The sequence below is a fragment of the Hamadaea flava genome (assembly GCF_024172085.1).
In the GTDB taxonomy this organism is placed as follows: Bacteria; Actinomycetota; Actinomycetes; order Mycobacteriales; family Micromonosporaceae; genus Hamadaea; species Hamadaea flava.
This window is the reverse complement of sequence record NZ_JAMZDZ010000001.1, coordinates 3,208,073-3,232,175: the sequence shown is the minus strand read 5'-3', so window position 1 is coordinate 3,232,175 and position 24,103 is coordinate 3,208,073. Positions and strand designations below refer to the sequence as shown.

23 protein-coding genes are annotated in these 24,103 nt (G+C 70.1%); 11 read left to right on the top strand and 12 right to left on the bottom strand.

What is annotated here, in order from left to right; genetic code table 11:
• Window positions 1–82 precede the first annotated feature (82 nt).
• Both HDA40_RS15110 and HDA40_RS15105 read right to left on the bottom strand, forming a co-directional pair.
• Complete coding sequence (locus HDA40_RS15110) at window positions 83–820, bottom strand: PIG-L deacetylase family protein (RefSeq protein WP_253756196.1); 738 nt, start codon at window positions 818–820, stop codon at window positions 83–85.
• Between the two features lie 23 nt (window positions 821–843).
• The gene (locus tag HDA40_RS15105) at window positions 844–2,244 is read right to left on the bottom strand and encodes an MFS transporter (protein WP_253756194.1); all 1,401 of its coding nucleotides are present in this window, start codon (window positions 2,242–2,244) and stop codon (window positions 844–846) included.
• A gap of 59 nt (window positions 2,245–2,303) precedes the next feature.
• On the opposite strand from HDA40_RS15105, the gene HDA40_RS15100 reads away from it, so the two are divergent.
• Complete coding sequence (locus HDA40_RS15100; protein ID WP_308197709.1) at window positions 2,304–3,185, top strand: helix-turn-helix transcriptional regulator; 882 nt, start codon at window positions 2,304–2,306, stop codon at window positions 3,183–3,185.
• A 48-nt stretch (window positions 3,186–3,233) separates the two neighbouring features.
• Window positions 3,234–3,389, top strand: a complete 156-nt coding sequence (locus HDA40_RS15095) for a DUF6131 family protein (RefSeq protein ID WP_253756189.1) — start codon at window positions 3,234–3,236, stop codon at window positions 3,387–3,389.
• Between the two features lie 57 nt (window positions 3,390–3,446).
• On the opposite strand, the gene HDA40_RS15090 is transcribed toward HDA40_RS15095, so the two are convergent.
• From HDA40_RS15090 to HDA40_RS15075, 4 genes are read right to left on the bottom strand one after another with little or no spacing between them, the layout of a single operon-like run.
• Window positions 3,447–4,490 (bottom strand): ABC transporter ATP-binding protein, encoded by a 1,044-nt coding sequence (locus tag HDA40_RS15090; protein WP_253756187.1) that lies wholly within the window; start codon window positions 4,488–4,490, stop codon window positions 3,447–3,449.
• On the bottom strand, window positions 4,487–5,287 hold the full coding sequence (locus HDA40_RS15085; RefSeq protein WP_253756185.1) for a carbohydrate ABC transporter permease: 801 nt from the start codon (window positions 5,285–5,287) through the stop codon (window positions 4,487–4,489). The genes HDA40_RS15090 and HDA40_RS15085 overlap by 4 nt, the downstream gene beginning before the upstream one ends.
• Complete coding sequence (locus HDA40_RS15080) at window positions 5,284–6,129, bottom strand: carbohydrate ABC transporter permease (protein ID WP_253756183.1); 846 nt, start codon at window positions 6,127–6,129, stop codon at window positions 5,284–5,286. Before HDA40_RS15080 ends, HDA40_RS15085 begins: the two co-directional genes overlap by 4 nt.
• On the bottom strand, window positions 6,114–7,430 hold the full coding sequence (locus HDA40_RS15075; RefSeq protein WP_253756181.1) for an ABC transporter substrate-binding protein: 1,317 nt from the start codon (window positions 7,428–7,430) through the stop codon (window positions 6,114–6,116). Before HDA40_RS15075 ends, HDA40_RS15080 begins: the two co-directional genes overlap by 16 nt.
• A gap of 108 nt (window positions 7,431–7,538) precedes the next feature.
• Between HDA40_RS15075 and HDA40_RS15070 the strand changes: the two genes are divergently transcribed.
• A complete protein-coding gene (locus tag HDA40_RS15070) occupies window positions 7,539–8,711 on the top strand; it encodes an ROK family protein (RefSeq protein ID WP_253756179.1) in 1,173 nt (390 codons plus the stop codon).
• A 46-nt stretch (window positions 8,712–8,757) separates the two neighbouring features.
• Here the strand turns inward: HDA40_RS15070 and HDA40_RS15065 are convergent, their stop codons facing one another.
• Window positions 8,758–10,275, bottom strand: a complete 1,518-nt coding sequence (locus HDA40_RS15065) for an ATP-dependent DNA ligase (RefSeq protein ID WP_253756177.1) — start codon at window positions 10,273–10,275, stop codon at window positions 8,758–8,760.
• 174 nt (window positions 10,276–10,449) lie between these two features.
• Window positions 10,450–11,436: an NAD-dependent epimerase/dehydratase family protein gene (locus HDA40_RS15060; RefSeq protein ID WP_253756174.1), complete on the bottom strand. Its 987-nt coding sequence runs from the start codon at window positions 11,434–11,436 to the stop codon at window positions 10,450–10,452.
• Window positions 11,437–11,522: 86 nt separating this feature from the next.
• Here HDA40_RS15060 and HDA40_RS15055 point away from each other — a divergent pair, with 86 nt between their 5' ends.
• Together HDA40_RS15055 and HDA40_RS15050 are read left to right on the top strand one after the other, a co-directional pair.
• The gene (locus tag HDA40_RS15055) at window positions 11,523–12,254 is read left to right on the top strand and encodes a GrpB family protein (protein ID WP_253756172.1); all 732 of its coding nucleotides are present in this window, start codon (window positions 11,523–11,525) and stop codon (window positions 12,252–12,254) included.
• A gap of 1 nt (window position 12,255) precedes the next feature.
• Window positions 12,256–12,543: a hypothetical protein gene (locus HDA40_RS15050; RefSeq protein ID WP_253756170.1), complete on the top strand. Its 288-nt coding sequence runs from the start codon at window positions 12,256–12,258 to the stop codon at window positions 12,541–12,543.
• 34 nt (window positions 12,544–12,577) lie between these two features.
• On the opposite strand, the gene HDA40_RS15045 is transcribed toward HDA40_RS15050, so the two are convergent.
• Window positions 12,578–13,333 (bottom strand): HAD family hydrolase, encoded by a 756-nt coding sequence (locus tag HDA40_RS15045; protein WP_253756168.1) that lies wholly within the window; start codon window positions 13,331–13,333, stop codon window positions 12,578–12,580.
• 140 nt (window positions 13,334–13,473) lie between these two features.
• On the opposite strand from HDA40_RS15045, the gene HDA40_RS15040 reads away from it, so the two are divergent.
• The 6 genes from HDA40_RS15040 to HDA40_RS15015 all read left to right on the top strand — a co-directional run bounded on the left by HDA40_RS15040 (window position 13,474) and on the right by HDA40_RS15015 (window position 21,032).
• Window positions 13,474–14,679: an ROK family transcriptional regulator gene (locus HDA40_RS15040; RefSeq protein ID WP_253756166.1), complete on the top strand. Its 1,206-nt coding sequence runs from the start codon at window positions 13,474–13,476 to the stop codon at window positions 14,677–14,679.
• Window positions 14,676–15,557, top strand: coding sequence for a carbohydrate ABC transporter permease (locus HDA40_RS15035; protein WP_253756164.1), 882 nt, complete (start codon window positions 14,676–14,678; stop codon window positions 15,555–15,557). The genes HDA40_RS15040 and HDA40_RS15035 overlap by 4 nt, the downstream gene beginning before the upstream one ends.
• Window positions 15,550–16,362, top strand: a complete 813-nt coding sequence (locus HDA40_RS15030) for a carbohydrate ABC transporter permease (protein ID WP_253756162.1) — start codon at window positions 15,550–15,552, stop codon at window positions 16,360–16,362. Before HDA40_RS15035 ends, HDA40_RS15030 begins: the two co-directional genes overlap by 8 nt.
• A 57-nt stretch (window positions 16,363–16,419) precedes the next feature.
• Entirely contained in the window at window positions 16,420–17,697 is a 1,278-nt protein-coding gene (locus HDA40_RS15025) for an ABC transporter substrate-binding protein (protein ID WP_253756160.1), read from the top strand.
• Between the two features lie 69 nt (window positions 17,698–17,766).
• Window positions 17,767–18,840 (top strand): glycoside hydrolase family 15 protein, encoded by a 1,074-nt coding sequence (locus tag HDA40_RS15020; protein WP_253756158.1) that lies wholly within the window; start codon window positions 17,767–17,769, stop codon window positions 18,838–18,840.
• Entirely contained in the window at window positions 18,837–21,032 is a 2,196-nt protein-coding gene (locus HDA40_RS15015) for a glycoside hydrolase family 31 protein (protein ID WP_253756156.1), read from the top strand. Before HDA40_RS15020 ends, HDA40_RS15015 begins: the two co-directional genes overlap by 4 nt.
• Before the next feature lie 16 nt (window positions 21,033–21,048).
• Here HDA40_RS15015 and lysS read toward each other — a convergent pair whose 3' ends face one another.
• The 3 genes from lysS to HDA40_RS15000 form a co-directional block, all read right to left on the bottom strand.
• Entirely contained in the window at window positions 21,049–22,773 is a 1,725-nt protein-coding gene (lysS, locus tag HDA40_RS15010) for a lysine--tRNA ligase (protein ID WP_253756154.1), read from the bottom strand.
• Window positions 22,774–22,986: 213 nt separating this feature from the next.
• Window positions 22,987–23,439, bottom strand: a complete 453-nt coding sequence (locus HDA40_RS15005; RefSeq protein ID WP_253756152.1) for a winged helix DNA-binding protein — start codon at window positions 23,437–23,439, stop codon at window positions 22,987–22,989.
• Between the two features lie 141 nt (window positions 23,440–23,580).
• On the bottom strand, window positions 23,581–24,027 hold the full coding sequence (locus HDA40_RS15000) for a MarR family winged helix-turn-helix transcriptional regulator (protein WP_253756150.1): 447 nt from the start codon (window positions 24,025–24,027) through the stop codon (window positions 23,581–23,583).
• Window positions 24,028–24,103 lie beyond the last annotated feature (76 nt).

Sequence of the window (24,103 nt, the reverse complement as noted above, 5' to 3'; positions counted from 1 at the left end):
AGCGGCAGATCACGGTTACGCAGGCCAAAAGTGCGGTGGGAAGCATGCATAACCGTGATCTGCAGCAAATGGAGCGGGAGTCTCACTCGGTGCGGATGATGGTGTACGCCTCGGCAAGGCGGCCCTCGCCGAGGCCGGCGGCTTGAGCGGTGGATCCCATCCAGCCGCGCAGCATGCCTTCGAGGTCTTCCATGTGCCGGGTCTGCGAGGCGTGTGCTCGTAGCGCGGCGAGCTTGCGGTCGAAGTAGTCGGTGGCGTCGACGGCGTGGTCCGGCGACGGGCCGCCGGAGTACCAGATCTCCCGGACGACCCACGGCTCCAACCCGGCCGCCAGCAGTTCGGGCAGCGCGAACTCGTTGCGGGCGTCCGGGTAGACCGCGCACGTCAGGGCTTCCCCGACGGCCAGGTGGTCGGGGTGGCTCGGCCCGGAGATCCGTTCCCACCGGCGCAGCGGCGAGCTGGTGAGGATGCGGTCCGGGCGGTGACGGCGGATCGCGGCGACGAGTTCGCGCCGCAGCTCCAGGGACGGCGTGATCTTGCCGTCGAAGTAGCCCTCCAGGAACTCGACCTGGCTGACGCCGATCGCCTTCGCCGCGGCTCGCTGTTCGGCCTCGCGGAGGCCGGGCATCTCGTCCCGCGGGGTGTTGTCGAAGCCGCCGGCGTCGCCCCGGGTCACCAGCACGTACGCCACCTGGATGCCCTCGTCGACCCAGCGGGCCACGGTGGCGGCGCTGCCGAAGTCGACGTCGTCGGGGTGGGCGAACACGCAGAGGACCTTCTTGACGTCCTCGATCGGCGGTGCGGACGGTGGAAAGCTCATATCCGCCAGCATAGGCCGCACGATCATGACCCGGCCGGGCGTGGCGAAAGCCGGGCGTACGCGATCGCGGTCGACACCGCCAGGACCAGGCAGCAGCCGAGGGCCACCAGCGAACTGGTGGCGAAGAGAACCGAGCCGAGGAGCGAGGCGCCGAGCGCCAGCCCCATCTGCATCGCCGTCGAGAGCACGCCACCGGCCAGTCCGGCCCGGTCGGCGGGCAGCCCCGACAGGACGAACCCGATGGCGGGGGACAGCACCATCGCCCAGCCGACGCCGACCACCACCAGTGGGATGGCCGCCACGACGACGCTCAGGTGATCGGCGTACTGCACGACGGCGGCGAACGCCACGATCCCGAGTCCGAAGATGAGCGCGCCGGCGATCAGGACGCGCACGCCGTACCGGCTGACCCAGCGGCCGACCCGCAGCGAGATCCAGAGGAACGTGATCGCGCACGGTCCCATGGCCAGCCCGGCGGCCATCGGCCCGAACGCATGCCCCATCTGCAGGGTGACCGCGACGGTGAACAGGAATCCGCCGATGAGCGTGGCGAACAGCAGGATCGCCAGCAGCGCGCGCCGGGCCAGGCGCAGGCTCAGCAGGCTCGGCGGTAACAGCGGGTTTCCGCCGCGCCGCTCCTGCCGGCCCTGGGTCCAGAAGAAGGTCACCGCGGCGGGCACGACCGCGGCCAGGCTCAGCCACGTCCACAATGGCCATTCCTCGGTACGCCCAAGGGTGATCGGGAGCAGGAGAAGTGCGATGGTGGCGGCCAGCAGCAGCGCGCCCCACAGGTCGACCCGCGCCGCCCGGGGAGCCCGGGTCTCGGGGACGAACCGCCGGCCGAGCACGACGGCGGCGATGCCGACGGGCACGTTGATCAGGAACAGCGGCCGCCAGGAGAGCCCGGCGACGTCCCAGGCGAGCAGCGCGCCGCCGAGGATCTGGCCGACCGCGCCGGCGAGCCCGGCCATCGAGCCGAACAGGCCGAGCGCCTTCTGCCGGTCGGCGCCCTCGAAACCGGCCTGGATCGAGGCCAGCACCTGTGGGAACAGCAGGGCGGCGCCCAGCCCTTGCAGGATGCGGAAGGCGATGAGCGCGCCGGCGGTCGGGGCCAGCCCGCAGGCGGCCGAGGCGACGGTGAACGCGGACATGCCGATGAGCAGCATTCGCTTGCGGCCGAAGCGGTCGCCGAGGCGGCCGCCGGCCACCAGCGTGCAGGCGTACGCGACGCCGTAGCCGGACACGGTCAGCTCCAGCGCTGCCGGACCGGCGTTGAGCGTACGGCCGATGGTCGGGAGGGCGACGTTGACGATGAAGGCGTCGAGGATGGGCAGGAAAGCGCCGAGCAACAGGATCGGCAGCGCCCGCCACGGAGCCGCCGGCCGGGTGGTGGCGGTGGCGGCGGGAAGCGTCGCAGTGGTCATACGATCACCCTGGTACGCGCTCAAGCCTGGTACCTAGAGCCCACTGATACTGTTACTGGGTGAACCAGGCTAGGGATGAACAGCGCAGACAAGCACTCGGAGAGTTCATTCGATCCCGGCGTGAGCGCACCACCCCGGAAATGGTGGGCCTACCGGACGGACTGCGGCGGCGTACGCCCGGCCTGCGCCGCGAAGAGGTCGCGATGCTGTCCGGCATCGGTGTGACCTGGTACACCTGGCTGGAGCAGGGCCGTTCGATCAACGTGTCGACGCAGGTGCTCGGCGCGGTGGCCCGGGTGCTGCGGATGGACGACGCCGAGCGGCAGCATCTGTTCGCCCTCGCCGAGCTGACCGAGCCGCACCCCGCTGCGCGGGAGCCGAAGGTCGGCCGGGCGGTGGAGCTGATGCTTCACCAGGTCGACCCTTATCCCGCCGTGGTCGTCGGTCCCGGCTGGGAGATCCTCGCGTCGAACCATTCCTACCTGGCGATGTTCGGCGATTATCGGAGCCTGCCGGACGAGTACCAGAACTCGCTGCTGCTCTTCTTCGCCAATCCGCGGATGCGCTCGATCATCGGCGGCTGGGCGGAGACCGCCCCGCGCCTGGTCGCGAAGATGCGCGTGGCGATGGCGGCCGACGTCGGCGACCCGGGGTGGCAGCGGCTGGTGAAGCTGGTGGAGGCGCATTCGCCGGAGTTCGCGGAGATCTGGCGGCGGCAGGAGGTCGCCAGCCTCGACGGCGTCCTCAAGACGTTGCGGCACGACGAGGCCGGCACGATCCACGCCGAGGTCGTCCACTCCTACCTGGGCGACCAGCGGAAGGTTCGGTTCAGCGTCTACACCCCGATCGACGACGCGGACCGGCAGGCCATGGTGCGGCTGGCGACGGTGACGCCCGAGGAGATCGTGCTGCCGAGGGCCAAAGAACTCGCCCTCGTGTAGCGAGCGCCGAATTCGGGTACTCCATCGAGGACATCGAAGGAGGACACGATGCTTGTCGCTGGTGTGGTGCTACTTCTCCTGGGATGGCTGCTGCACGTCGGAATTCTGCAGACGCTCGGCATCATCCTGCTGGTGGTGGGGGCCGTCCTCTACCTGCTCGGCGCGATCGGCCGCCCCGTGGCCGGCCGTCGGCACTATTGGTAGACCCTCACATCCCCGATAGCGGACGGCGTCCTTCTGGGACGCCGTCCGCGTTCCGTGTCAGGACTTCAGCAGAGCCAGGCCGGTCTCCGGGTCGTAGAAGCGCAGCGACGCCGGGTCGAAGCGAAGCCAGATCTGCTGCTCGGGGGCGGCCGTGAAGGTCGGCGGCGTGGACACCTTGAGCCGGTGCCCGTCCAGCAGCACGGTGAGCAGCATCGAGGCCCCGGTCGGTTCGACGACCTCGACCGTCGCCGGGACGGCGTCGGCGGTGCGCTCGGCGTCGACCGCGACCTTCTCCGCGCGTACGCCGACGAGCACATTGTCCAAGCCGGGCGCGGAGTCGGCGCCGAGGACTGCGACAAGGGCGGAGCCGGGCAGGAAGTTCATCGGCGGCGAGCCGAGGAAGCCGCCGACGAACTGATCGGACGGGGTGTCGTAGACCTCCAGCGGCGGGCCGAGCTGGGCGATGCGGCCGTCGCGCATGACCGCCACCCGGTCGCCGAGCGACATGGCCTCGGCCTGGTCGTGGGTGACGTAGAGGGTGGTGGTGCCGATCTCCCGGACGATCTTCTTGAGTTCGGCCCGGAACTGGAGGCGCAGCAGCGCATCTAGATTGGACAGCGGCTCGTCCATGAGCAGGACGCCCGAGTCCACCACGACCGCGCGGGCCACGGCGACCCGCTGCCGCTGCCCGCCGGACAGCTGGGCCGGAAACCGGTCGAGCACCTCGGTCAGCTGCAACAGCTCCGCGGCCTGGTCGACCCGGCGGCGGATCTCGGCCGCGTCCACCTTGCGCATGGCCAGGCCGAAGCCGATGTTCTCGCGGACCTTCATGTGCGGGAAGATCGCGTACGACTGGAAGACCATGGAGATCCCCCGGTGGCGCGCGGCCAGCCCGGTGACGTCCTTGTCTCCGATGTGGATGGTGCCCGTGTCGGGCGTCTCCAGTCCGGCGACCATCCGCAGCAGGGTGGTCTTGCCACAGCCGCTCGGCCCCACGAGCACGAGGAACTCGCCGTCGGCGACCTCCAGCGAGACGTCGTCGGTGGCCCGCCGGGCCTGGCCCGGATAGGTCTTCACGAGATCGCTGATCGTGATCTTCATCGCAGCGTGGTCCCCCACATGTTGAGCAGGTAGCGGCGCATCACGGCGACGAACACGATCGCCGGTCCGACGAGCGCCAGGCCACCGGCGAAGCGGTACGCCAACGGCGAGTCGGACAGCGTGGTCAGCACGTGCGCGGGCAGTGTCCGTTGATTGAGGGTGAGGATCGTCGCGCCCAGGACCTCGTTCCAGGACAGGACGAAGGTGAACATGGCGACCGCCGCGATGCCGGGCAGCGCCTGCGGCAGCACCACGCGGGCGAAGGCCCGCACCGGCGACGCCCCGAAGACCTGGGCCGCCTCCTCGTGCTCCCGGGGCACCCCGACGAAGACAGCCGAGGTGATGAGCACGGTCGTCGGCAGCGCCAGCGCGGTGTGCAGCAGCGTCACGGCGTACGTCGTGTCGTAGAGGCCGGTCTGGAGGAAGATCCGGGCCAGCGGCACCGACAGGACGACGATCGGCAACGCCCGGGTCAGCAGCAGGAACAGCTGATACGGGTCGCGGCCGCGGAAGGCGTAGCGGGCCAGGGCGTACCCGGCGGGGACGCCGACCAGCAGCGCGAGCACGACCGTGCTCAGCCCGACCATGAGGGAGTTCAGGTAGCCGCCGACGACGCCGGTCGAGCCGAGGAACGTCGTGATGGTCTCGGCCGAGACATCGGTCGGCAGCAGCGACAACGGGAACCGGTCGAGCGATTCGCGGCTGGCGAAGGCGGCCAGTGCGATCAGATACAGCGGTACGCCGAAGAACGCGGTCACGGCGAGACAGGCGAGCTGAAGACCCCACGTACGCTTCACGGCTGCCCACCCGGCTCTCGGAGCGCCCGCAGATATCCGAACGCCGCCAGCATCGACAGCGCGAGGATGACGAGCGCGATCGCGGTCGCCACGTTCGGATTCTGGAGCACGCTGTACCACTGATACGTCTCACCCACGAGCAGCGGCAGGTTGCGCCCGGTGAGCGCCTGGGCCACGGCGAAGGTCTCCAGCGCCAGGATCGTCCGCAGGATCAGCGCCACCTGGAGGCTCGGCCGCAGCTGCGGCAGGATCACCTTGCGCAGCCGCTGCCAATAGCTCGCCCCGAAGACCGCGGCCGCCTCGTCGTAGTCCCGCGGAATGCTCTGCATCCCGGCCACCACGATGACGAAGACGAGTGAGGTCGACCGCCACAGCTCGGCCACCACCACCGCCAGGAACATCGTGACCGGATGCTGGTAACTGAGCCAGGCGTACCCGTCGATCTGAAGGTGAGCCAACGCGGAGTTGAGGTAGCCCCGATCCGTGAACACCGCGAGCCAGACGAGTCCCGCGGCCAGATCGCTGATCGCGAGCGGGATGACCCAGATGTAGAAGTAGACGCCCGCGAACCGCGGGCGGGCGCGAAGCAGCAGCGCCATGGCGATCGCGAGCGCGAACTGGAGCGGGATGAGCACCACGATGAGCAGCGCCGTGTTGCGCGCCGCCGGCCAGAAGTACGGGTCGTCGAGCATGCGCCGCACATTGGCCAGGGTGAAGCCGCCGGGACCGGTGAGTGCCTGGCCGATGCCCGCTACCAGCGGCCAGGCGAACAGCGCCGTGAGGAAGATCAGCGAGGGCGTGATGAGCCAGAGCGGCCCGCGCGGCCTTACGCCGCCCGGCACGGCGACCCGGTGGGATCCGGCTTCCAGCAGGTCACCTTCAGCTCGTCGAGGATCCCGTTGAGCTTGGTCGCCTGCGCGTCCAGGGTCGCTTTCACCGGCTTGCCGTCGAGGCAGATCGCCTTGAACGTGTCCTTGAAGATCTGACTGACCTCACCGTCCTTGGCGCCGAGCCCGACCGGCGGCAGCGAGACGATCGCACTGGTGGCGGACTGCTGGGCGGCGACAGCCTTGGCCTCCAACCCGATCGCGGCCGGCAGGTCGCCTGGCAGATCGGCCTTCACCACGGGGAAGAACGCGTTCTGCCGCAACACCTCGGTCTGGACCGGCGGCGTGGTCAGTGTCCGGATGACCTCTTTGGCCTTGTCGGCGTCGGGCGCGCCCTTGGGGATGCCCAACCCGGCGATGACCAGCATGTAGCCCAGCCCCTTCGGGCCACTCGGCGCGGGCACCATGAGCCACTCGTCCGGTTTGTCCTTCGGTGCGGTGGCGAGCCGGGCGACGTGGTCGAAGCCGACGAGCACCTCACCACGCTGCAACGGTTCCTGGACGAAGTCGTAGTTGGTCGACGCGGGCGCGGTCTGCCCCCAGAGCTCCTTCATGTACTCCCAGGCCGTCACCGCCTCGGCGCTGCGGAACGTGGTGATCTGCCCGCCGGTGAAGCTCGGCAGCAGGAAACCCTGGAAGAACCGGTGATAGAGGCCCTTCGGCCCGGCGCCGAGCCCGAACACCGGCTTGCCGCCGTTGCCCGCCTTCGCCGCCGTCATCCAGCTCAAGAACTGGTCGTAGGTCAGCTTCTGCACGTCCGCGCCGGCGGGCAGCCACTGCAACGCCTTCTTGTTGACCGCCAGCATGTAGGTGGCCTGCATCCACGGGATGTACTTCGTCGTGGTCCCGCCGAGCTTGCCCAGCTCGATCAGGTCCGCGGCGAACCCGCGGTCCGTGAGGGAACCGGCCAGGTCGTCGAGGTCCATCAGCTTGTCGCCGAGCGGCGCCAGGTCACCGTGCAGGCCGCCGACCAGGTTCACCTGCACCTTCCCGGCTTCCACCTGGGTACGCAGAGTGGTGGCGAAAGTGGAGTTGTCGACGGGGTTGTAGCCGACCTTGGCGCTGGTCACCTTGTCGGCGAGGATCTTCTCGAACCGCTGGCGCTCCTCGACCGGGGTGAACTGGGTCGAGAGGAAGTTCACCGAACCCGCGCCACCGGCGCCGCTCGTGGAAACTCCGCCGCACGCGGCTAGCATCGGCGCTGCCAACGCGGCTTGAAGCAGCGCACGGCGGGTAGCTCTTGCCTCGTTGGTCATGGGACTCCCTAGGTCGGTCCGGCGGTCGCCGGTACCCTCATGGGGGTTTTGTCAAACGGGCTGACGCAAGTGTCCAAATCGTTTACATAGCTGTCAAGAGGTGAACACATGGCAGTCAGCGGACCCGGCCATCTGCTTGCCCTGATCCGTACGCGGCCACAGTGGACGCGGCGGGAGCTGCTCGACGCCACCGGGATGTCGCGGCCGACGCTGCTGGAACGGCTCGCCCCGCTCTTCGCGGCCGGGCTCGTCCACGAGGCCGGGCCGACCCGGTCCGAAGGCGGCCGCCCGGCTCAGCTCCTCCGGTTCGACGACCGGTCGATGGTCGTGCTCACCTTCGACGTCGGGCATACGCAGGCTCGCGTCACGTACAGCGGCGTACATGGGCGGACGTTGCGGTCGGCGTCGCTCGCAGTCGATCTCGCCTCCCCGGACGTCGTCGTCACCGAGCTGCTCCGGGCGGCGAAGGGCTTGGGGCTGACGCCGGGCGAGCGGCTGATCGGCGTGGGCGTCGGACTGCCCGCGCCGATCTCACCCGGGACCGGGCTGCCGACGGCCTCGACCGTGCTGCCGTCCTTCCCGGTGGAGCGCCTCCGGGAGTCATGGGACGTGCCAGTGATCCTGGAGAACGACGCGCGGGCCTTCGCCCTCGGCGCGGCGCTCTCGATTAAGTCATGTATGGGCTCGGGCTCGGGCTCCGGCTCTGGCTCGGGCTCCGGCTCTGGTTCGGACTCCGGCTCGGGCTCGGGCTCGGGCTCGGGCTCGGGCTCCGGCTCTGGCTCGGCGGCGGGTTCCGGCGACGTGGTGCTCGGGGTGAAGTGGGCCAGCGGCATCGGCGCGGGCGTCGTCGTCGACGGCCACTGTCTGATCGGCGCCGACGGGGCGGCCGGCGACATCGGGCACATCCGTGTCGACCCGTCCGGTCCGCTGTGCCGATGCGGCCGGCACGGCTGCCTCGCGGCCTTCGCCGCCGGGTACGCCCTCCAAGGCGCCTCGCCGGTTGCCGCCGCTCACCGGGTGGGTGAGGTGCTCGCTTCGCTGATCGCGCTGGTGAATCCGCGTACGCTCGTGCTCGGGGGGTCGATCGGAGCCCAGTCCGAGGTCGTATCCACAGTGGATGAAGTGGTGCGTGCCGTGGCGATGCCGCACAGCGTCGGGGAACTGCGCGTGGTGGCTTCGCCACCCGAGGCGGAAGCGGCGACGGCCGGACTCGTCGAATTGGTCGTACGCCGAGTGCTGTCGGTCGACGCCGTCGATGCGCTCACCGCGCCTGCTGCGTGATCAACGGAAGTTTCGTGGGGTCATGGCCCCGCGAAAAATCCGCTGATCATGACGTGCCCGCGTGAATGCGGAGTACTTCGTCGATCGTGTCCGCCTCGTCCGCTCGCTTGTCGTCCCGGTACCGCAGCACGCGAGCGAACCGCAGCGCCACCCCACCGGGATAGCGCGGACTGGTCTGCACTCCGTCGAAGGCCACCTCGACGACCTGCTCCGGGCGTAAGGTGACGACCCAGTCGCCGCGCTCGACGGCCAGCTCCAGGAACCGCTCCGTCTGCCAGCGCAGCATCTCGTCGGTGAGCCCCTTGAACGTCTTGCCCAGCATCACGAAGCCCCCGGTACGCGGATCGCGCGCACCGAGATGCAGGTTCGACAGCAGCCCCGTACGCCGGCCGTGGCCCCACTCGACGGCCAGCACGACGAGGTCGAGGGTGTGCCGGGGCTTCACCTTCACCCACGCGCCACCCCGCCGGCCCACGTCGTACGCCGCGTCGACGGCCTTCACGACCAGCCCTTCGTTGCCGGCTTCGACCGCGGCGGCGAAGTATGCCTCCGCCTCCTCGGTCGACGTGACCACCTGCCGGTCGATCAGCAGTTCTGCCGGCACCAGGGAGGAGAGTGCGGCCCAGCGCCGGTGCCCCGGCTCGTCGAGGTAATCGTGGCCGTCGGCGTGCAGCACGTCGAAGAACTTCGCCACCAATCCGCCGGGCGCGCCCGACCGGGTCGCGGCGAGCGACGCCGTGATCTGGAACGGATGTGCCCGCCCCTGTTCGTCGAGGGCCAGCGCCTCCCCGTCGAGCACCAGGTCGCGAGCGGGCAGCGAGCGGACGGCGGCCACGATCTCCGGCAGCCGGGCGGTCAGGTCGTCGAGACTGCGGCTGAAGACGGCCACCTCATCGCCCGACTTGTGCACCTGGATGCGTACGCCGTCGAGCTTGACGTCGGCCATCGCGGGCACGCCCGTGACGGTCAGCGCCTCGTCGACCCCGGACGCCGACTGGGCCAGCATCGGGGCGAGCGGACGGCCGACGGCCAGCGTGAACTCGCCGAGCGCGACGGCGCCACCCTGCAACGCGGTCGCGGCGACGATCGCGAGGTCCCCGCTGAGGAGCAGCGCACGGCGTACCGCCGCTGCCGGAACATCCGCGGCCTGCGCGATGGCGTCAGCCAGGACCCCCGCGAGAGCCCCCTGCCGCACCTCGCCGGTGAACAGCCCGCGGAGCAGTTTCTGCTCGGGGGCGGTCGCCGCCCCGAACAGCGCCTGGACCTCGTCCTTGCGCCGGGCCTGCGAACCGGGGCCGCTGATCCCGGCGAGCCGGTCGACGGTGGCCGCGACCTGGCCGACCGTCAGCGTCGCGATGTCGGCGGGCGGCGGCGCGGCCTGGAGCGAGGCCCACCCCACCCCCGTCGTACGCTGCCGCAGCTCACCGGCGAGGAACGCGGCACCGGCCGCGGCCTCCTCGGCGGAGAACCCGCGCAACGTCTTCGCCAGCAACTCGATCTTGGCCTTGCGGGCGGACGTCGCCCCGACCGCCTCCGACGTCGCGGCCACCTCTGCGAACAGCACGTCCCCATGGTGTCACCGGCGTACGACACCCGCCCCGGAATCGATCACCACGGCCGGGGAACGATCAGGGCGCCACGGACACGACACGCCGGTCGATCACGACTCATAGTTCATGATCACGCCCCCGGAGCGAGGGCGGGGCGAGCGGTCGGACGCGCCGGGCGAGGCGAACGGTCAGGCGAGCGAGGCGAGCAGGGAGCGTTCGCGACCGGAGCTGAGCCCAGCGCGCCGATCCCGGTCGAGCCCCAGCGACCGCTCCCAAGCGAGCACGTCCGCGAGGAACTCGGCCCGCGGCCGATGCGTCAGCCCGGCAGCGAGCGCAGCGGCTCCGGTTCGGGTGGACCACCCGGCGTAGTCGGCGTCGACGAGCCACATCGCGAGCGACTCCGGCCCCATGTATTCCTTGACTTCCTGCGCTCGCAGCCATTCGGCCGGGGCAGCGACGACCGGCCCGGTGTGCCCGCCGACCTGGCGGCACAGCTCGATCCACTCCCCGAACGGCACGATCGGCCCGACCGTGTCGAACACCCCGGGCGTACCGGACTCGCCGAGGTCGAGCAGCCACGAGGCCACGTCGCGGACGTCGACGACCTGCGTCGCGACGTCCGGAGTGTCCGGCACCAGCAGCGGTTCCTCCGCCGCCCGAGCCGCCCGCGCGACCCAATACCCCGCCCGGTCACTGCGATCCCCGGGCCCGCCGATCAGCCCCGCACGGGCGATCACCAGCCGATCCCCGAGCGCCGCCTGCGACGCCTCCTCACACGCGACCTTCGCCTCGCCGTACAGCTCCTGCTCCACGACGTCCAGCTCGGTCGCCGCACGCAACGGGAACGACTCGTCCGCGCCGGGCGTACCGAACGACGCGTAGGCGTTGCCCGACGACACGTAGGTCCAATGCTTGGCCCGGGCCGCCAACGCGTCCAGCGCGCCGCGAACCATTCCGGGCTGCCACGACACCTCCAGCACCGCGTCCCACTCCCGGTCCGCGACGGCGTCATATGCCCCCGGCTCGTTCCGGTCCGCCACCACCAGCGTCGAACCCTCGGCCACCGCGCCGCTCTCGCCACGCGCCAGACACGTCACCCGATGCCCGCGCGCCACCGCCTGGCTCGCGTACTCCCGGCCCAGAAAGGCCGTGCCGCCCAGAACAAGGATCTCCATGCGGCCCACTCAACACCCCACCAACTGGTACGCCCAAGGCAGTTCGCCGACAGCGCAAGATCGGTCGGCCGATACCATTTCCGGTCATGAGCCAGCCGTTGCCCTATCGCGTACTCACCGGACCGGACGACTCCGCGTTCTGCGAGCGGGTGAGCGCGGCCCTGGCCGACGGCTACCGGCTGCACGGATCCCCGGCGCTGACGTTCAACGGCGACCGGGTCATCGTCGCCCAGGCGATCACGTATCCGCCTGGCGATCCCGCGATCGTCGCCGACTACGACGACCAGTGGCCGGCGCGGGCGCAGTCGCTCATCGGCAAGCTGACGAGCGTCCTCGGTCCCCAGGCGCTGCGGATCGAGCACATCGGCAGCACCGCGATCCCGGGAATGGCCGCGAAGGATCTCATCGACCTCCAGGTCAGCGTCGCCGACCTCGACGCCGCCGCCGACGCGTTCGACGGGCCGTTGGGCGGGCTCGGCTTCGGGCGTACGCCGGTCAACCGGGATCACGTGCCGGCCGGCAGCGACGACGACCCGGCGCGGTGGGCGAAGCGGTTCTGGCACCGGCGTGGCCATCCGGACGGCCCCGTGAACCTCCACGTACGCCTAACGGGCTCGCCGAACGAACGCGTCGCGTTGTTGTTCCGCGACTGGTTCCGGGCACACCCCGCCGCAGTTCCGGCGTACGCCCAGTTCAAGCGAGTGCTCGCCGATAACGTGGCCGACCGGATCGCGTACACGGATGTGAAGGACCCGGTCGTGGACCTGGTCATCGGCGTGGCGGAGCAGTGGGCCGCCGAAACCGCCTGGTGCCCCTGACATGGAGCCTGACTTCGAGCGTCTCGCGATTGAGGTCGCGGAACGCGCCCGAAACGGAGCGAGTGTCGAGACCATCGTGCGGCAGCTGCGCGATGACGGTCTCGATATGAGCGACAGCATGTTCGCCATCAAGAAGTCCGGAATCATGAGCGCCGCCGAGGCGAAGCGTGCGGTTTTGCGCAGCGAGGTCTGGACCCAGGAAGCCGCTGCCGCTATTGAGCTTCATGAAGTGCTGCTGGACCACCTCAAGGAGGCGAAGATCATCGATCAAACCAATGGGTCTCGGTAGCGCGGAAGCTCGCACGCGATGATCAGACGTCGCTTCAGTGGTCCACTCTGGATGCAGAACCGACGAGGTCGAGGAGTTCGGGCAGGTCGTCTACTGTGTAGTCCGGGATGTGCTCGTCCGGATCGGCCCGATGCTGCGCCGCCTCGGGATGCGCCGCGTTCGTGACCAGTACCGGCCGCATACCCGCATCGTGAGCGCCCCGGAGTTCCCGGCCGCCGCCGTCGCCGACGTACCAGCATTCTGCCGCTGAGACGAAGAGCCGGGAGGTCGCCGCCGCGTAGAGCGCCGGGTCGGGTTTGCGGACGCGTTCGCGCCAGCTGAACACGGGGGCGTCGATCAGCGGCGCGAACGGGTTGTTCGGCCAGTCCTCGACGAGTTCGCTGCTGCAGTCGCTCATCAGCGCGAGCCGGAAACCCCGCTCCCGCAACGCAGTCAGCGTCTTCACCGCGTCTGGGCGGGGGCGCTGCGTATGCCGAGCGCCGGCCAACTGAACGCGGACGGCTTCGGCGAGCAGGTCGTCCGACGCGGTCACGCCGCAGCGTCCGGCGATGGCGGACAGTGTCGACCGGGTGTCGCCGTACGCGCCGATGATCCGTTCCCGGAAGGTGTCGACCATCGCGCCCCAGAACACGTCGCCGTCGATGCCGAGTGTTTCGCCGGTTCGGGCGTACAGCGCGCGGCGTTCGCTCTCCCCGGCCGGGTTCGACAGGGTGCCGTAGTAGTCGAAGACGATCGCGCGCATGCGCCATGGTCCCACAGCGCCCGTCAGCAGCAGATCACGGTTACGCATGCCAAAACCGCCCGGGGTTCCCCGCGTAACCGTGATCTGCATCCGTAGCGGAGGCAAGCGGGGAGGGGTCTTGACGGGGGAGGGGCGGCGCGCCTACGTTAATTCGGCGACGAAACATAGTCTCGGAAGGAAGTGCTCGAATGGTCTCCGCGACCTCCGGCCCCCGGCTGCGGGACGTCAACCGGACGGCGATTCTGGCGCTGGTCGGAAGGCATGGGCCGATCTCCCGGGCGGACATCGCCCGGCGGCTCGGGCTCAGCCCGCCCACGGTGACGGCCGTGACGCGGTCGTTCATCGAGGCCGGGGTGCTGCACAAGGTCGACGACGACGCGTCTCGCGGCGGCCGTCCGGGTGAGCTGCTCGCGGTGGCCGGCTCGGCCGCGTCGGCGATCGGTGTGAAGGTCGCCGCGGGGCAGGTCACCGGCGTTCACGCGGATCTGGACGGGACCGTGCTCGACACGTTCTCCGCGCCGATCGACGCGCTCAAGGCGAATCCGTTCGACGCCCTCGCCGAGCTGCTGACCCCGCTCATCCCCAAGAACGACCCGCCGGCGTTTCTGGGGGTCGGCGTCGGCATCCCCGGGTTCGTCGACATCGGCACCGGACTCGTGCAGGCACAGCTGCTCGGCTGGAAGCGCATGCCACTGGCCGACTACCTGTCGCAGCTGGTCGGCGTACCGGTGTTAGTGGACAACGACGTCAACACGTTGGCGGCCTATGAGCACCTGTATGGGCTCGGCCGTCCTTACGAGGACTTCCTCACGGTCACCCTGGGCCGGGGTGTCGGCGCGGCCGTGTTCTCCGGCGGCGATCTGCGCCGGGGTGGGCACGGTGCGGCCGGGGAACTGGGGCACCTGCCGGTCGACCCGGAGAACGGCCTGCCCTGCCACTGCGGTCGGCGGGGTTGTCTGGAGACCTACCTCTCGGATGACGCCCTGGTCAAGCAGGCCGGCCAGGCCGACGTGCAGACCCCGGAGGACCTCAAGAAGAAAGCCGACGCAGGCGACGCGAACGCCAAGCGGGTCTACGCGGAGGCGGGTAAACGGCTCGGGCTCGCGGTCGCCGGCCTCTCGGTCGTCCTCGATCCGCAGGCGATCCTGGTCAGCGGTGAGGGCAGCCGGGCTTGGCCGCATCTGGCGGCCGGATTCGAGCCCGCCTTCACCAACGGCGTGTTCCCCGGCTTCGCCGACCGGATCTCGGTGCACGTCGATCCCTGGGACGATGCGAAATGGGCGCTGGGCGCGGCCGCCCTCGTTCTGCGTACCCCTTTCACCTTCACGGTGGACCCGCAGGCCGACGCGGTGCGTTCGCGGCTCGCGGCCTTCTCGGTGGAGGCCGGAGCGTGAGCGCGCGACGGCGATGGCGCAACGCGGGTGTCGCCGCGATCTTCCTGGCGCCGAGCCTCGTGACGCTGCTGGCGTTCTGGATCGGGCCGATGATCGGCACGGTCTGGGTCAGCCTGCAGGACTGGAACCTGATCGGCGTGCCGAGCTTCGTCGGCCTGGACAACTACGCCGAGCTGGCGAAGGACGCCGATTTCCATGCCGCTCTGCTCCACACGCTCGGCTACCTCGCGGGGTATCTGCCGCTCGTCCTGATCCTGGGGTTGGCAGTGGCGTTGCTGCTCAACGCGAAGCTGCCCGCGATGACGCTCTACCGGGCCATGTTCTTCCTGCCGGTGGTGAGCAGCTGGGTAGCGGTCTCGCTGCTCTGGAAGTGGCTGCTCAACCCGGCGGGCGGACTCGTGGACCAGGCGCTCGGGCTGATCGGGATCGACGGGCCGGGCTGGTGGACCGACCCGACCTGGGCGATGCCGTCGGTCATCCTGGCCTCGGTCTGGAAGGACGTCGGGTTCGTCTCGGTCATCCTGCTCGCCGGGCTGCAGGCGATCCCGAAAGACCTGCTGGAGGCGGCCGACCTCGACGGCGCGTCGGCCTGGCGCCGACTGCGCAGCATCACGCTGCCGCTGCTCAGCCCGTCGCTCTTCTTCGTCACGGTGATCAGTCTGATCAACGGCTTCCAGGTGTTCGACCAGGTCTGGGTGATGACGGGCGGCGGTCCCGGCGGTGCCAGCAGCGTCGTCGTCGAGCAGATCGTCCGGTACGCCTTCAGCTACGGCCGGGTCGGCTACGCCTCCGCGATGAGCATCGTGCTGTTCGCGATCATCCTCGTCGTCACGGTGGCGCAGCTGAGGTTGCAGCGCAGGTGGGTGCAGTATGACTAGGAAGATCCTCCGCTACGCCCTCCTGACGCTGGGCGCGGTGGCGATGATCGGGCCGTTCCTGTGGATGCTGGCCACCTCGTTGACCGGCGACGCGCAGCTCGGGAACGCCGACGCCGGGCTGGTGCCCGATCCGGCCACCACCGACCCGTACGCGAGGCTGGCGAGCGCGTTCCCGTTCTGGCGGTTCGCCGCGAACAGCCTCGGCGTGGCGATCGTCTCCACGCTGCTGCAGCTGTTCACGAGCGCCACCGCGGCGTACGCCTTCAGCCGGTTGCGCTTCAAGGGAAGCAACGCCCTCTTCGTGCTGTATCTGGCCACGATGATGATCCCGATGCAGGTGATCATCGTGCCGCTGTTCATCGAGATGCGGACGCTCGGCCTGGTCGACACGTACGCCGGACTCCTGCTCCCGACGGCGGTCTCCAGCTTCGGTGTGTTCATGCTGCGACAGGCGTTCATGGCGTTGCCGCGAGAACTGGACGAAGCCGCCTATGTGGACGGAGCCGGACCGTTCCGGGTGTTCTGGCGCGTCCTGCTTCCGCTGGTCGGCCCAGCCCTCGCCACCTTCGCGGTGTTCGCCTTCATGGCGAGCTGGAACGCCTTCCTCTGGCCGTTGGTCATCGCGCAGACCGAGGCGCACACCACCTTGCCGGTCGGCCTGTCGCTGCTGCTCGGGCGCTACGGCCCCGCCTGGAACGTCGTGATGGCCGGCTCGACCGCGAGCATCCTGCCCATCCTCGTGCTCTACATCTTCGCCCAGCGCTACGTGGTCCGGGGGATCGCCTTCACCGGCATGAAGGGCTGACCACGGCTCAACCCACCAGAGAAAGCACGACACCGTCCCTCACCAGTTGGAGATCCGATGAGAACTACCCGACGCCTCCTGGCGGCGGCCGCCGCGGCGGTGACCGTGGCCGGCCTGCTCGCCGCCTGCGGAGGTGGCGACGACTCCTCGGCGGAGTCCGCCACCGGCAAGATCACGTACTTCACCTTCTCCGCCGCGCCCGATCATCTGAAGGAGCTGGACGCGCTCAAGGCGGAGTTCGAGAAGCAGAACCCGGGCATCACGGTGGAGGTCCAGACCGCCGCGTACGCCGACTACTTCACCAAGCTCCAGACGTCGATCGCCGGCGGCAACGCCCCGGACACCTTCGAGCTGAACTACGAGAACTTCGTGACGTACGCCAAGGCCGGCGCGCTCCTGGCGCTGGACGACGTCGCGAAGGCCGACAGCGACTACCAGGCCGACCGGGTCTACCCGAAGGCGCTGGAAGCCTTCCAGCTCAAGGGCAAGCAGTACGGCATGCCGTCGACCTTCTCCGACGTCGTGCTCTTCTACAACAAGAAGCTGTTCGACGCGGCCGGGGTGGCGTACCCGACGGCGTCGTGGACCTGGGACGACGAGAAGGCGGCCGCTGAGAAGCTGACCGACAAGGCCAAGGGCGTCTACGGCGACTACCAGCCGGTCACCTTCTACGAGTTCTACAAGGCGCTCGCCCAGAACGGCGGCTCGTTCCTGTCCGAGGACGGCAAGAAGGCGACCTTCAACGACGCCAAGGGCCTGGAGGCCGCGCAGTGGCTGCTCGGCAAGCCGGGCACGGTCCAGCCGACGGTCGCCGAGATCGGCGGTAAGGCCGACTACGACACCGCCCTGTTCAAGTCCGGCAAGCTTGCCATGTGGCACAGCGGCATCTGGATGTTCAGCTCGCTGGCCGACGCCAAGGACCTCGGCTACGACATCGTCGTCGAGCCCGGCAAGGCGCGGAAGGCCAGCGCGGTCTTCTTCAACGCGACCGCGGTGTCGGCGAAGACCAAGCTGTCCGCCGCCGCGTGGAAGTGGGCCCGGTTCCTGAGCACGTCGGAGACGACCGTGAAGACGCGCCTCGCGTCGAGCTGGGAGCTGCCGGCCGTCAACGACCAGACGGCGTTCGACAGCTACCTCAAGCAGACCCCGCCCGCCAACCGGCAGGCCGTCTTCGACTCGCTGAACGCCGTCGCGCTGCCGCCGGTCATCGGCGACCAGCAGGCTCAGATGCAGGACCTGGTCACCAAGGCCCTGGAGAAGGCGGCCTCCGGCCAGGCCACCGCACAGCAGGCGCTGGACGAGGCCGCGGCCGCGGTCACGGCGCTGATCAAGTAACACCTTAAGGGGGCGCGGCTGCCTAGACCTCAGCCGCGTCCCCGCCCTAGCTTATCGAGGAGCAACACCGTGCAGACCGCTGTCGCGGCCAGCGTCGAGCTGATCGCCCGCCACCAGCATTCCGGCGGGGCGTACCCGGCCAGTCCCACCTATCCCGTCTACGGCTACTGCTGGCTGCGGGACGGCTCGTTCATCGCCGACGCGATGAGCCGCGCCGGGCGTACCGCGAGCGCGGACGCGTTCCACGGCTGGTGCGCACGGGTGATCGAGGGCCGGGGCGGGCACGTCGCCGAGCTGGTCGCGGCCGCTCGCCGGGGCGAGGAGATCGATCCGCGCCGCATGCTCCCGACACGGTACACATTGGACGGCGGTGACGGGGACGAGCCGTGGTGGGACTACCAGCTCGACGGTTACGGCACCTGGCTGTGGGCGTTGGTGGAGCACACCCGACGGCACGGTGGCGACCTCGCGCCCTACCGGGCCGCGATCATCACCACGGTGGACTATCTGGCGACGTTCGGCGCCGACCCCTGCTACGACTGGTGGGAGGAACACGCCGAGCACCGGCACGTGGCGACGCTGGGCTCGGTCGCGGCCGGGCTCGACGCCGTGCTCTCCGCCGATCTGCTGGACGAAGACCGAACCAAGGCCGCCACCCAGATGCTCGCGCGGCTGCGCGAGCTCATCGCGGGTCCGGGCACCGTGGACGGCTCGCTGGTCAAGTGGCTCGGCTCCGGCTCGGTGGACGGCGGCCTGCTCGCCTGCCTCACCCCGTTCGGGCTGGTCACGCCGGAAGTCGCCGAAGGCACCTACCAACGGGTACGCACAGAGCTGCGCCGCAACGGGGTCTACCGGTACCTCGGCGACACCTTCTACGGCGGCGGCGAGTGGCTGATCCTGACCGCCTGGCTCGGCTGGCACGAGGCGCGTACCGGGCGGGCCGAGCTGGCGCGGGAACGGCTGGCCTGGGTGGCCGCCCAGGCGACGCCGGAGGGTTGGCTGCCGGAACAGGTCAGCGGGGACACGCAGGACCCGGCGTACATCGCCGAGTGGACGGCCAAGTGGGGTCCGGTCGCCACACCCCTGCTCTGGTCGCACGCCCTGTTCGTCATTCTCGCGCTGGAACTGGGGGAGTCGCTGTGACGCTCTCACATCGCCCGTTCGGGACCGAACACCCGTATCGCCACGACCTCGATCAGCGGGTGCCCACCCGGCCGATCGCCGGGCAGGCGTACGAGATCCGGGTGCTGGCCGATCCGTCGGTGGCCACGGTGGACGTCGTCTTCGCCGACGGTTCCCGGGTTTCCGCGCAGCCGGTCGATCCGGCTGACGTGATCTGCGACTTCGGCGCTCCGCCGGCCCCACCAGCGGGCGCGGCCGGGCACCTGACCTCTGCCGCGAACGCCGTCCCCGACACCGGCGGCCAGACCGTCTGGGTCGCTTCGGCCGTCGCCTCCGCCGACACCTCCTATGTGGTGCGGGGCGGGGACTTCCAGCTCGGCCCGTTCGACCTGCGGCCGTTGTCCTGGCAGTCCACGGGCGGAACGCTGCGAACGTCGGGGATCGCCTCCAGTGTGGAGGATGTCGAGTGGTTGACGGGCTCGGACGGTCCGCGACGCGTACGGTTCGCCTTGCGGCTGTCTGCCGAAGAGCACGTCGTCGGCTTCGGCGAGCGCTACCACGCGCTCGACCAACGTGGCGAAGTGCTCGACGCGATGGTGTTCGAGCAGTACAAGCGGCAGGGGCACCGCACCTACCTCCCGATGCCGTTCGCCCTCGTGACCGGCGGCTCGGCAGGCGACTGGGGCTTCCACGTCCAGACCACCCGGCGGACCTGGTACGACGTCGGCGCGGCCGACCCGGGCAAGCTCCTCGTGGAGGCCGAGATCGATCCGGCCGACCCGAGCCTGTCGCTGCGCCTCCATCGCGGCGAACCCGGTTCGATCGTGCGTGAGTTCCTGCTGGAGACGGGGATGCCGCCGCAGCCGCCGGAGTGGATCTTCCGGCCGTGGATGAGCGGCAACGAATGGAACACGCAGGAGCGGGTCCTGGCCGAAGTACGCCGGAGCCTGGCCGAGCAGATCCCGGTCGGCGCCGTCGTCATCGAGGCGTGGAGTGACGAGGCCACCTTCGTCGCGTTCCGGGACGCGGCGTACGAGGTGCACCCGGACGGCGCCCCGCACCGGCTGGCCGACTTCACCTTCCCCGCGGACGGCGCGTGGCCCGACCCGAAGGCGATGATCGACGAGCTGCACGCGGCCGGAGTCAAGGTGCTGCTCTGGCAGATCCCGCTCGTCCCGACCGATCGCGGCGAGCTGACCGGATCCGCGTCCGCCGCGGCGCAGGTCGCCGCCGACGCGGCCACCATGATCGACCGCGAGTACGCGATCAAGGAAGCCGACGGCCGCCCGCATCACAACCGGGGCTGGTGGTTCCCGGGTGCGCTGCTGCCGGACTGGACCAACCCCGACGCCCGCCGCTGGTGGCTCGACAAACGCCGTTACCTGCTCGAAGACCTCGGCGTCGACGGGTTCAAGACCGACGGCGGCGAGCACGCCTGGGGCCACGATCTCCAGTACTTCGACGGCAGCCGGGGCGACGCCGGCAACAACCTCTTCGCGGTGCGGTACGCGCAGGCGTACCACGACCTGATGGGGGAGACCGGGACCGACGGCGTCACCTTCAGCCGCGCGGGTTTCACCGGCGCGGCGGCCTTTCCGGCGCATTGGGCGGGCGACGAGAACTCCACCTGGGAGGCGTTCCGCGCGTCCATCACGGCCGGGCTGACCGCGGGTGTCGGCGGGATCTTCTTCTGGGGCTGGGATCTGGCCGGGTTCTCCGGCGACGTCCCGGACGCCGAGCTGTACCTGCGATCGGCGGCGGCCGCCTGCTTCGCCCCGATCATGCAGTACCACTCGGAGTTCAACCATCACCGCGAACCGTCGGTCGACCGGACGCCCTGGAACATCGCCGACCGCAGCGGTACGCCGGACGTCGTCGACGGCTACCGGCGCTTCGCCCGGCTACGCGAGGAACTCGTGCCGTACCTGGCCGAGCAGTCCGCCCGCTCGATCGAGACCGGACGGCCGCTGATGCGCCCGCTATTCTTCGACCACCCCGGCGAACCCGAGATCTGGAACTGGCCGCGGCAGTGGCGGCTCGGCGACGACCTCCTCGTCGCGCCAGTGACCTCGCCCGGCGTCCGAGAATGGCCGGTCTACCTGCCCGAAGGCGAGTGGGCGGACTACTTCACCGGCGTACGCCACACCGGCCCGGCCGTGGTGACGCGGGCGGCGCCGCTCGACGAGATCCCCGTCTACCGCCGACTCTCCTGAGCAGAGTCCGGGCGGGTCAGGCGCCGAGCAGGGTGCGTACGCGCTTGTCGCCGACCGCCAGCAGCAGCGTAGGCAGCCGGGGGCCGGTCTCCCGGCTGATCAGCAGGCGGTAGAGCAGAGCGAAGAACGTCCGCTGGGCGACCTTCAGCTCAGGCGTCGGCTTGACGTCCATCGGCAGGCCGAGCAGCTGCTTCGGTACGCCGTACACCAACGTGGTCAGGCCGTCGAGCGACCAGTTGTCCTCCAGACCGGCCACCAGCAGGCGCAGCGATTCGCGCTGGGGCTCGTCCAGCGAGTCCAGCAGCTCGGTGTCCGGCTCGTCCCGGACGATCGTCCGCTCCTCCGGGGTGAGCTGGGTGTTCACCCAGTGATCGGCGCAGTCCAGGCGCGGCCGAGCCTCGTCGAGCGACTGGATCGGGTTCGCCGGATCGAGGTCGCGCAAGATCCGCAGGGTCTGCTCGTCGTGGCCGGTGGTGACGTCGACGATCGAGGCCAGCGTCCGGTAGGTGAACGGGCGCGGGGTCAACGGCAGGTTTCCGGCGCTGGCCGTGCGGACGGCCCGGTCGTACGCGAGTCCGTCGGCCGGCGTGGCGGTCCCGTCGGCCACCTTGCGGGACGTCGCGTCCCACTCGTCGTAGAGACGGTGGATCTCCTGGTCGAACGCGACCGTGAAGGCCTGGTTCGGCCGGCGGCGGGCGTACAGCCAGCGCAGGACCGGGGCCTCCATGATCCGCAGCGCGTCGGCAGCCGTCGGTACGCCGCCCTTCGAGCTGCTCATCTTGGCCATGCCGGAGATGCCGACGAAGGCGTACATCGGGCCGATCGGCGGGTCGGCGTCGAAGACCTCGCGGACGAGCTGCGTACCCACGACGAACGAGGAGCCGGGCGAGGAGTGGTCCACGCCGGACGGCTCGAAGTCCACACCCTCGTACGCCCAGCGCATCGGCCAGTCGACCTTCCAGACCAGCTTGCCCCGGTTGAACTGGGACAGCAGGACGGTCTCTCCGTGCCCGCACTGGCAGGTGTAGGTCAGCTCGGTCGTGTCGTCGTCGTAAGCCGTGACGGTGGTCAGATCGCGGTCGCACGCCGAGCAGTACGGCTTGTAGGGGAAGTAGCCCGCGGCGGTGCCGCCGTCGTCCTCGCTGGCGGCGCCGGACCCCTCGGCCTGCTCCCGCTCGTTCTCGTCGGCCGAGTCGGCGAGGGAGTCGACGGGTGCCTTCTTCTTCGTCCGGTACCGGCCGAGGACGGCGTCGATCTTCTCGCGCTCGCGCATGGCCAGCAGGATCTGCTCCCGGTACGCCCCCGAGGTGTACATCTCGGTCTGGCTGATCTCGCGTACCTCGATGCCCATCTCTGCGAGGGCGGCCTTCATCGGGGCCTTGAAGTGCTCCGCCCACGACGCGTACGCGCTCCCCCGGGGGGCGGGGACGGCGGACAGCGGCTTGCCGATGTGCTCCTCCCACGTGTCGTCGACGCCGTCGACGCCGAACGGCACCTTCCGCAACCGGTCGAAGTCGTCCCACGAAAGCACGTGTACGCAGTCGTGGCCCCGGCGGCGGATCTCGTCGGCGACCAGGTGCGGGGTCATCACCTCACGCAGGTTGCCGAGATGGACCGGGCCGGAGGGGCTGAGCCCGGACGCGCAGACGATCGGCTTCTGGGAGCCACGCTTGGAGTGCGCGGCGATCACCTCGTCGGCGAAACGGGACACCCAGTCGGCTTCGGTCGTGCTTTGCGTCATTCGTCCGGTCCTTCTCCTCCGTAAACGCTGCCGCTCCATTCTTCCTGATCGGCCCGGCGGTCCGCACACGGGTTAGGCCGCAGGCCGCCGCGGTCACACTGCGGACCGCACACGGGCTAGCCAGCGGACCTGCCGTGGCCACGCTGCCGGCCCGCACGCGGGTCGGCGTGCGGGCCGGCGTGCGGGCCGGCGGTTCGGTTCAGCCGGGCAGGGTCACATCTCGGCGCGGAGCTGGTCGGCGCGCTGCGCCACCTCGGCGAGGACCCGATGGGCGGTGGCCAGGTCGGCCGGGTCGAGGTCGCCGAAGACCTGCCGGGTGGCCGGGCTGGTCAGCTCGGTCAGCCGGGTCAGGACGGCCGATCCGGCGGCGGTGATCCGGGCCGGTCCAGCGCCTCGGGCGGTGCCCTCGGCCAGGCCGGCCTTCTCGAGTCCGGCCAGCAGCTCGGCGGCCCCGGCCGGGGTCAGGTCGAGCTGCCGCTGGGCGGCGAGGAAGTCGTGCAGGACGGCGGGGTCGTCATACGGCCCGCGGACGGCGAGCACCCGCAGCGTGATGAATTCGTTGGCGGTGGCGTCGGTGCCGGAGAGCATCGTGTCGAGCAGGGCGCGCAAGGCGCCCTGGGCCTCGGCGATGTCCTGACCGGTCAGCGTCGGCATGGATGAGGTCATGATTCCTCCTGTCCGGTGCGTCGCCCCGAGGTGGGTGCCGGATCAGGGTTCTCGGTCGAATCCTGCCTCATGATTCGACCGAGAACCCTGATCCAGCGCCGAAAGCGTCCAGGTCGCGGCGGCGCGGATCGCGTGGGCGGATCACGTGGAAGGTCCTCCGAGGAGAGCCCGGAGGGTGCGGATGAGTTCCCGGTTGCGCTCGGAGCTGGACCCGCCGATGGGCGCGGTCAGTTCGTCCTGGAGGGCGTGCACGATCTTCACCGCCGCCAGGAGGACTTCCGTGCCGTGGTCGGTCAGGCCGAGCTGCCGGGCCCGGGTGTCGGCCGGGTGCGCGTCGCGGGTCACCAGGCCGGCGCTCTCCAGGCTCCGGATGAGCTTGGAGACGTAGATCGGTTCGAGCCCGGCGGCGTCGGCGAGCTCCCGCTGGCTGGGCTGCTGCCCGGCCCGGGTGAGCCCGTAGAGCGAGCCGAGCAAGGCGTACTGCGCGTGGGTGAGACCCAGCGGTGCGACCGCCCGGTCCACGGCCGTCCGCCACCTCGTCGTGACTTGCCAGAGGAGTCGTCCGGTCGCGGTGTCGTCGTACGCCATGCCAGATAATATACATGGCAACTATAGCCATGGCAACTAAACATCGCGCGACGTCTGACCACCGCGAAGACGACGC

What these genes read in the sequence shown, in the direction of transcription:
- HDA40_RS15110 (WP_253756196.1), bottom strand. Translation starts at nt 820, where the DNA reads ATGAGCTTTCCACCGTCCGCACCGCCGATCGAGGACGTCAAGAAGGTC.
- HDA40_RS15105 (WP_253756194.1), bottom strand. Translation starts at nt 2,244, where the DNA reads ATGACCACTGCGACGCTTCCCGCCGCCACCGCCACCACCCGGCCGGCG.
- HDA40_RS15095 (WP_253756189.1), top strand. Translation starts at nt 3,234, where the DNA reads ATGCTTGTCGCTGGTGTGGTGCTACTTCTCCTGGGATGGCTGCTGCAC.
- HDA40_RS15090 (WP_253756187.1), bottom strand. Translation starts at nt 4,490, where the DNA reads ATGAAGATCACGATCAGCGATCTCGTGAAGACCTATCCGGGCCAGGCC.
- HDA40_RS15075 (WP_253756181.1), bottom strand. Translation starts at nt 7,430, where the DNA reads ATGACCAACGAGGCAAGAGCTACCCGCCGTGCGCTGCTTCAAGCCGCG.
- HDA40_RS15070 (WP_253756179.1), top strand. Translation starts at nt 7,539, where the DNA reads ATGGCAGTCAGCGGACCCGGCCATCTGCTTGCCCTGATCCGTACGCGG.
- HDA40_RS15060 (WP_253756174.1), bottom strand. Translation starts at nt 11,436, where the DNA reads ATGGAGATCCTTGTTCTGGGCGGCACGGCCTTTCTGGGCCGGGAGTAC.
- HDA40_RS15055 (WP_253756172.1), top strand. Translation starts at nt 11,523, where the DNA reads ATGAGCCAGCCGTTGCCCTATCGCGTACTCACCGGACCGGACGACTCC.
- HDA40_RS15050 (WP_253756170.1), top strand. Translation starts at nt 12,256, where the DNA reads ATGGAGCCTGACTTCGAGCGTCTCGCGATTGAGGTCGCGGAACGCGCC.
- HDA40_RS15045 (WP_253756168.1), bottom strand. Translation starts at nt 13,333, where the DNA reads ATGCGTAACCGTGATCTGCTGCTGACGGGCGCTGTGGGACCATGGCGC.
- HDA40_RS15040 (WP_253756166.1), top strand. Translation starts at nt 13,474, where the DNA reads ATGGTCTCCGCGACCTCCGGCCCCCGGCTGCGGGACGTCAACCGGACG.
- HDA40_RS15030 (WP_253756162.1), top strand. Translation starts at nt 15,550, where the DNA reads ATGACTAGGAAGATCCTCCGCTACGCCCTCCTGACGCTGGGCGCGGTG.
- HDA40_RS15025 (WP_253756160.1), top strand. Translation starts at nt 16,420, where the DNA reads ATGAGAACTACCCGACGCCTCCTGGCGGCGGCCGCCGCGGCGGTGACC.
- lysS (WP_253756154.1), bottom strand. Translation starts at nt 22,773, where the DNA reads ATGACGCAAAGCACGACCGAAGCCGACTGGGTGTCCCGTTTCGCCGAC.
- HDA40_RS15005 (WP_253756152.1), bottom strand. Translation starts at nt 23,439, where the DNA reads ATGACCTCATCCATGCCGACGCTGACCGGTCAGGACATCGCCGAGGCC.
- HDA40_RS15000 (WP_253756150.1), bottom strand. Translation starts at nt 24,027, where the DNA reads ATGGCGTACGACGACACCGCGACCGGACGACTCCTCTGGCAAGTCACG.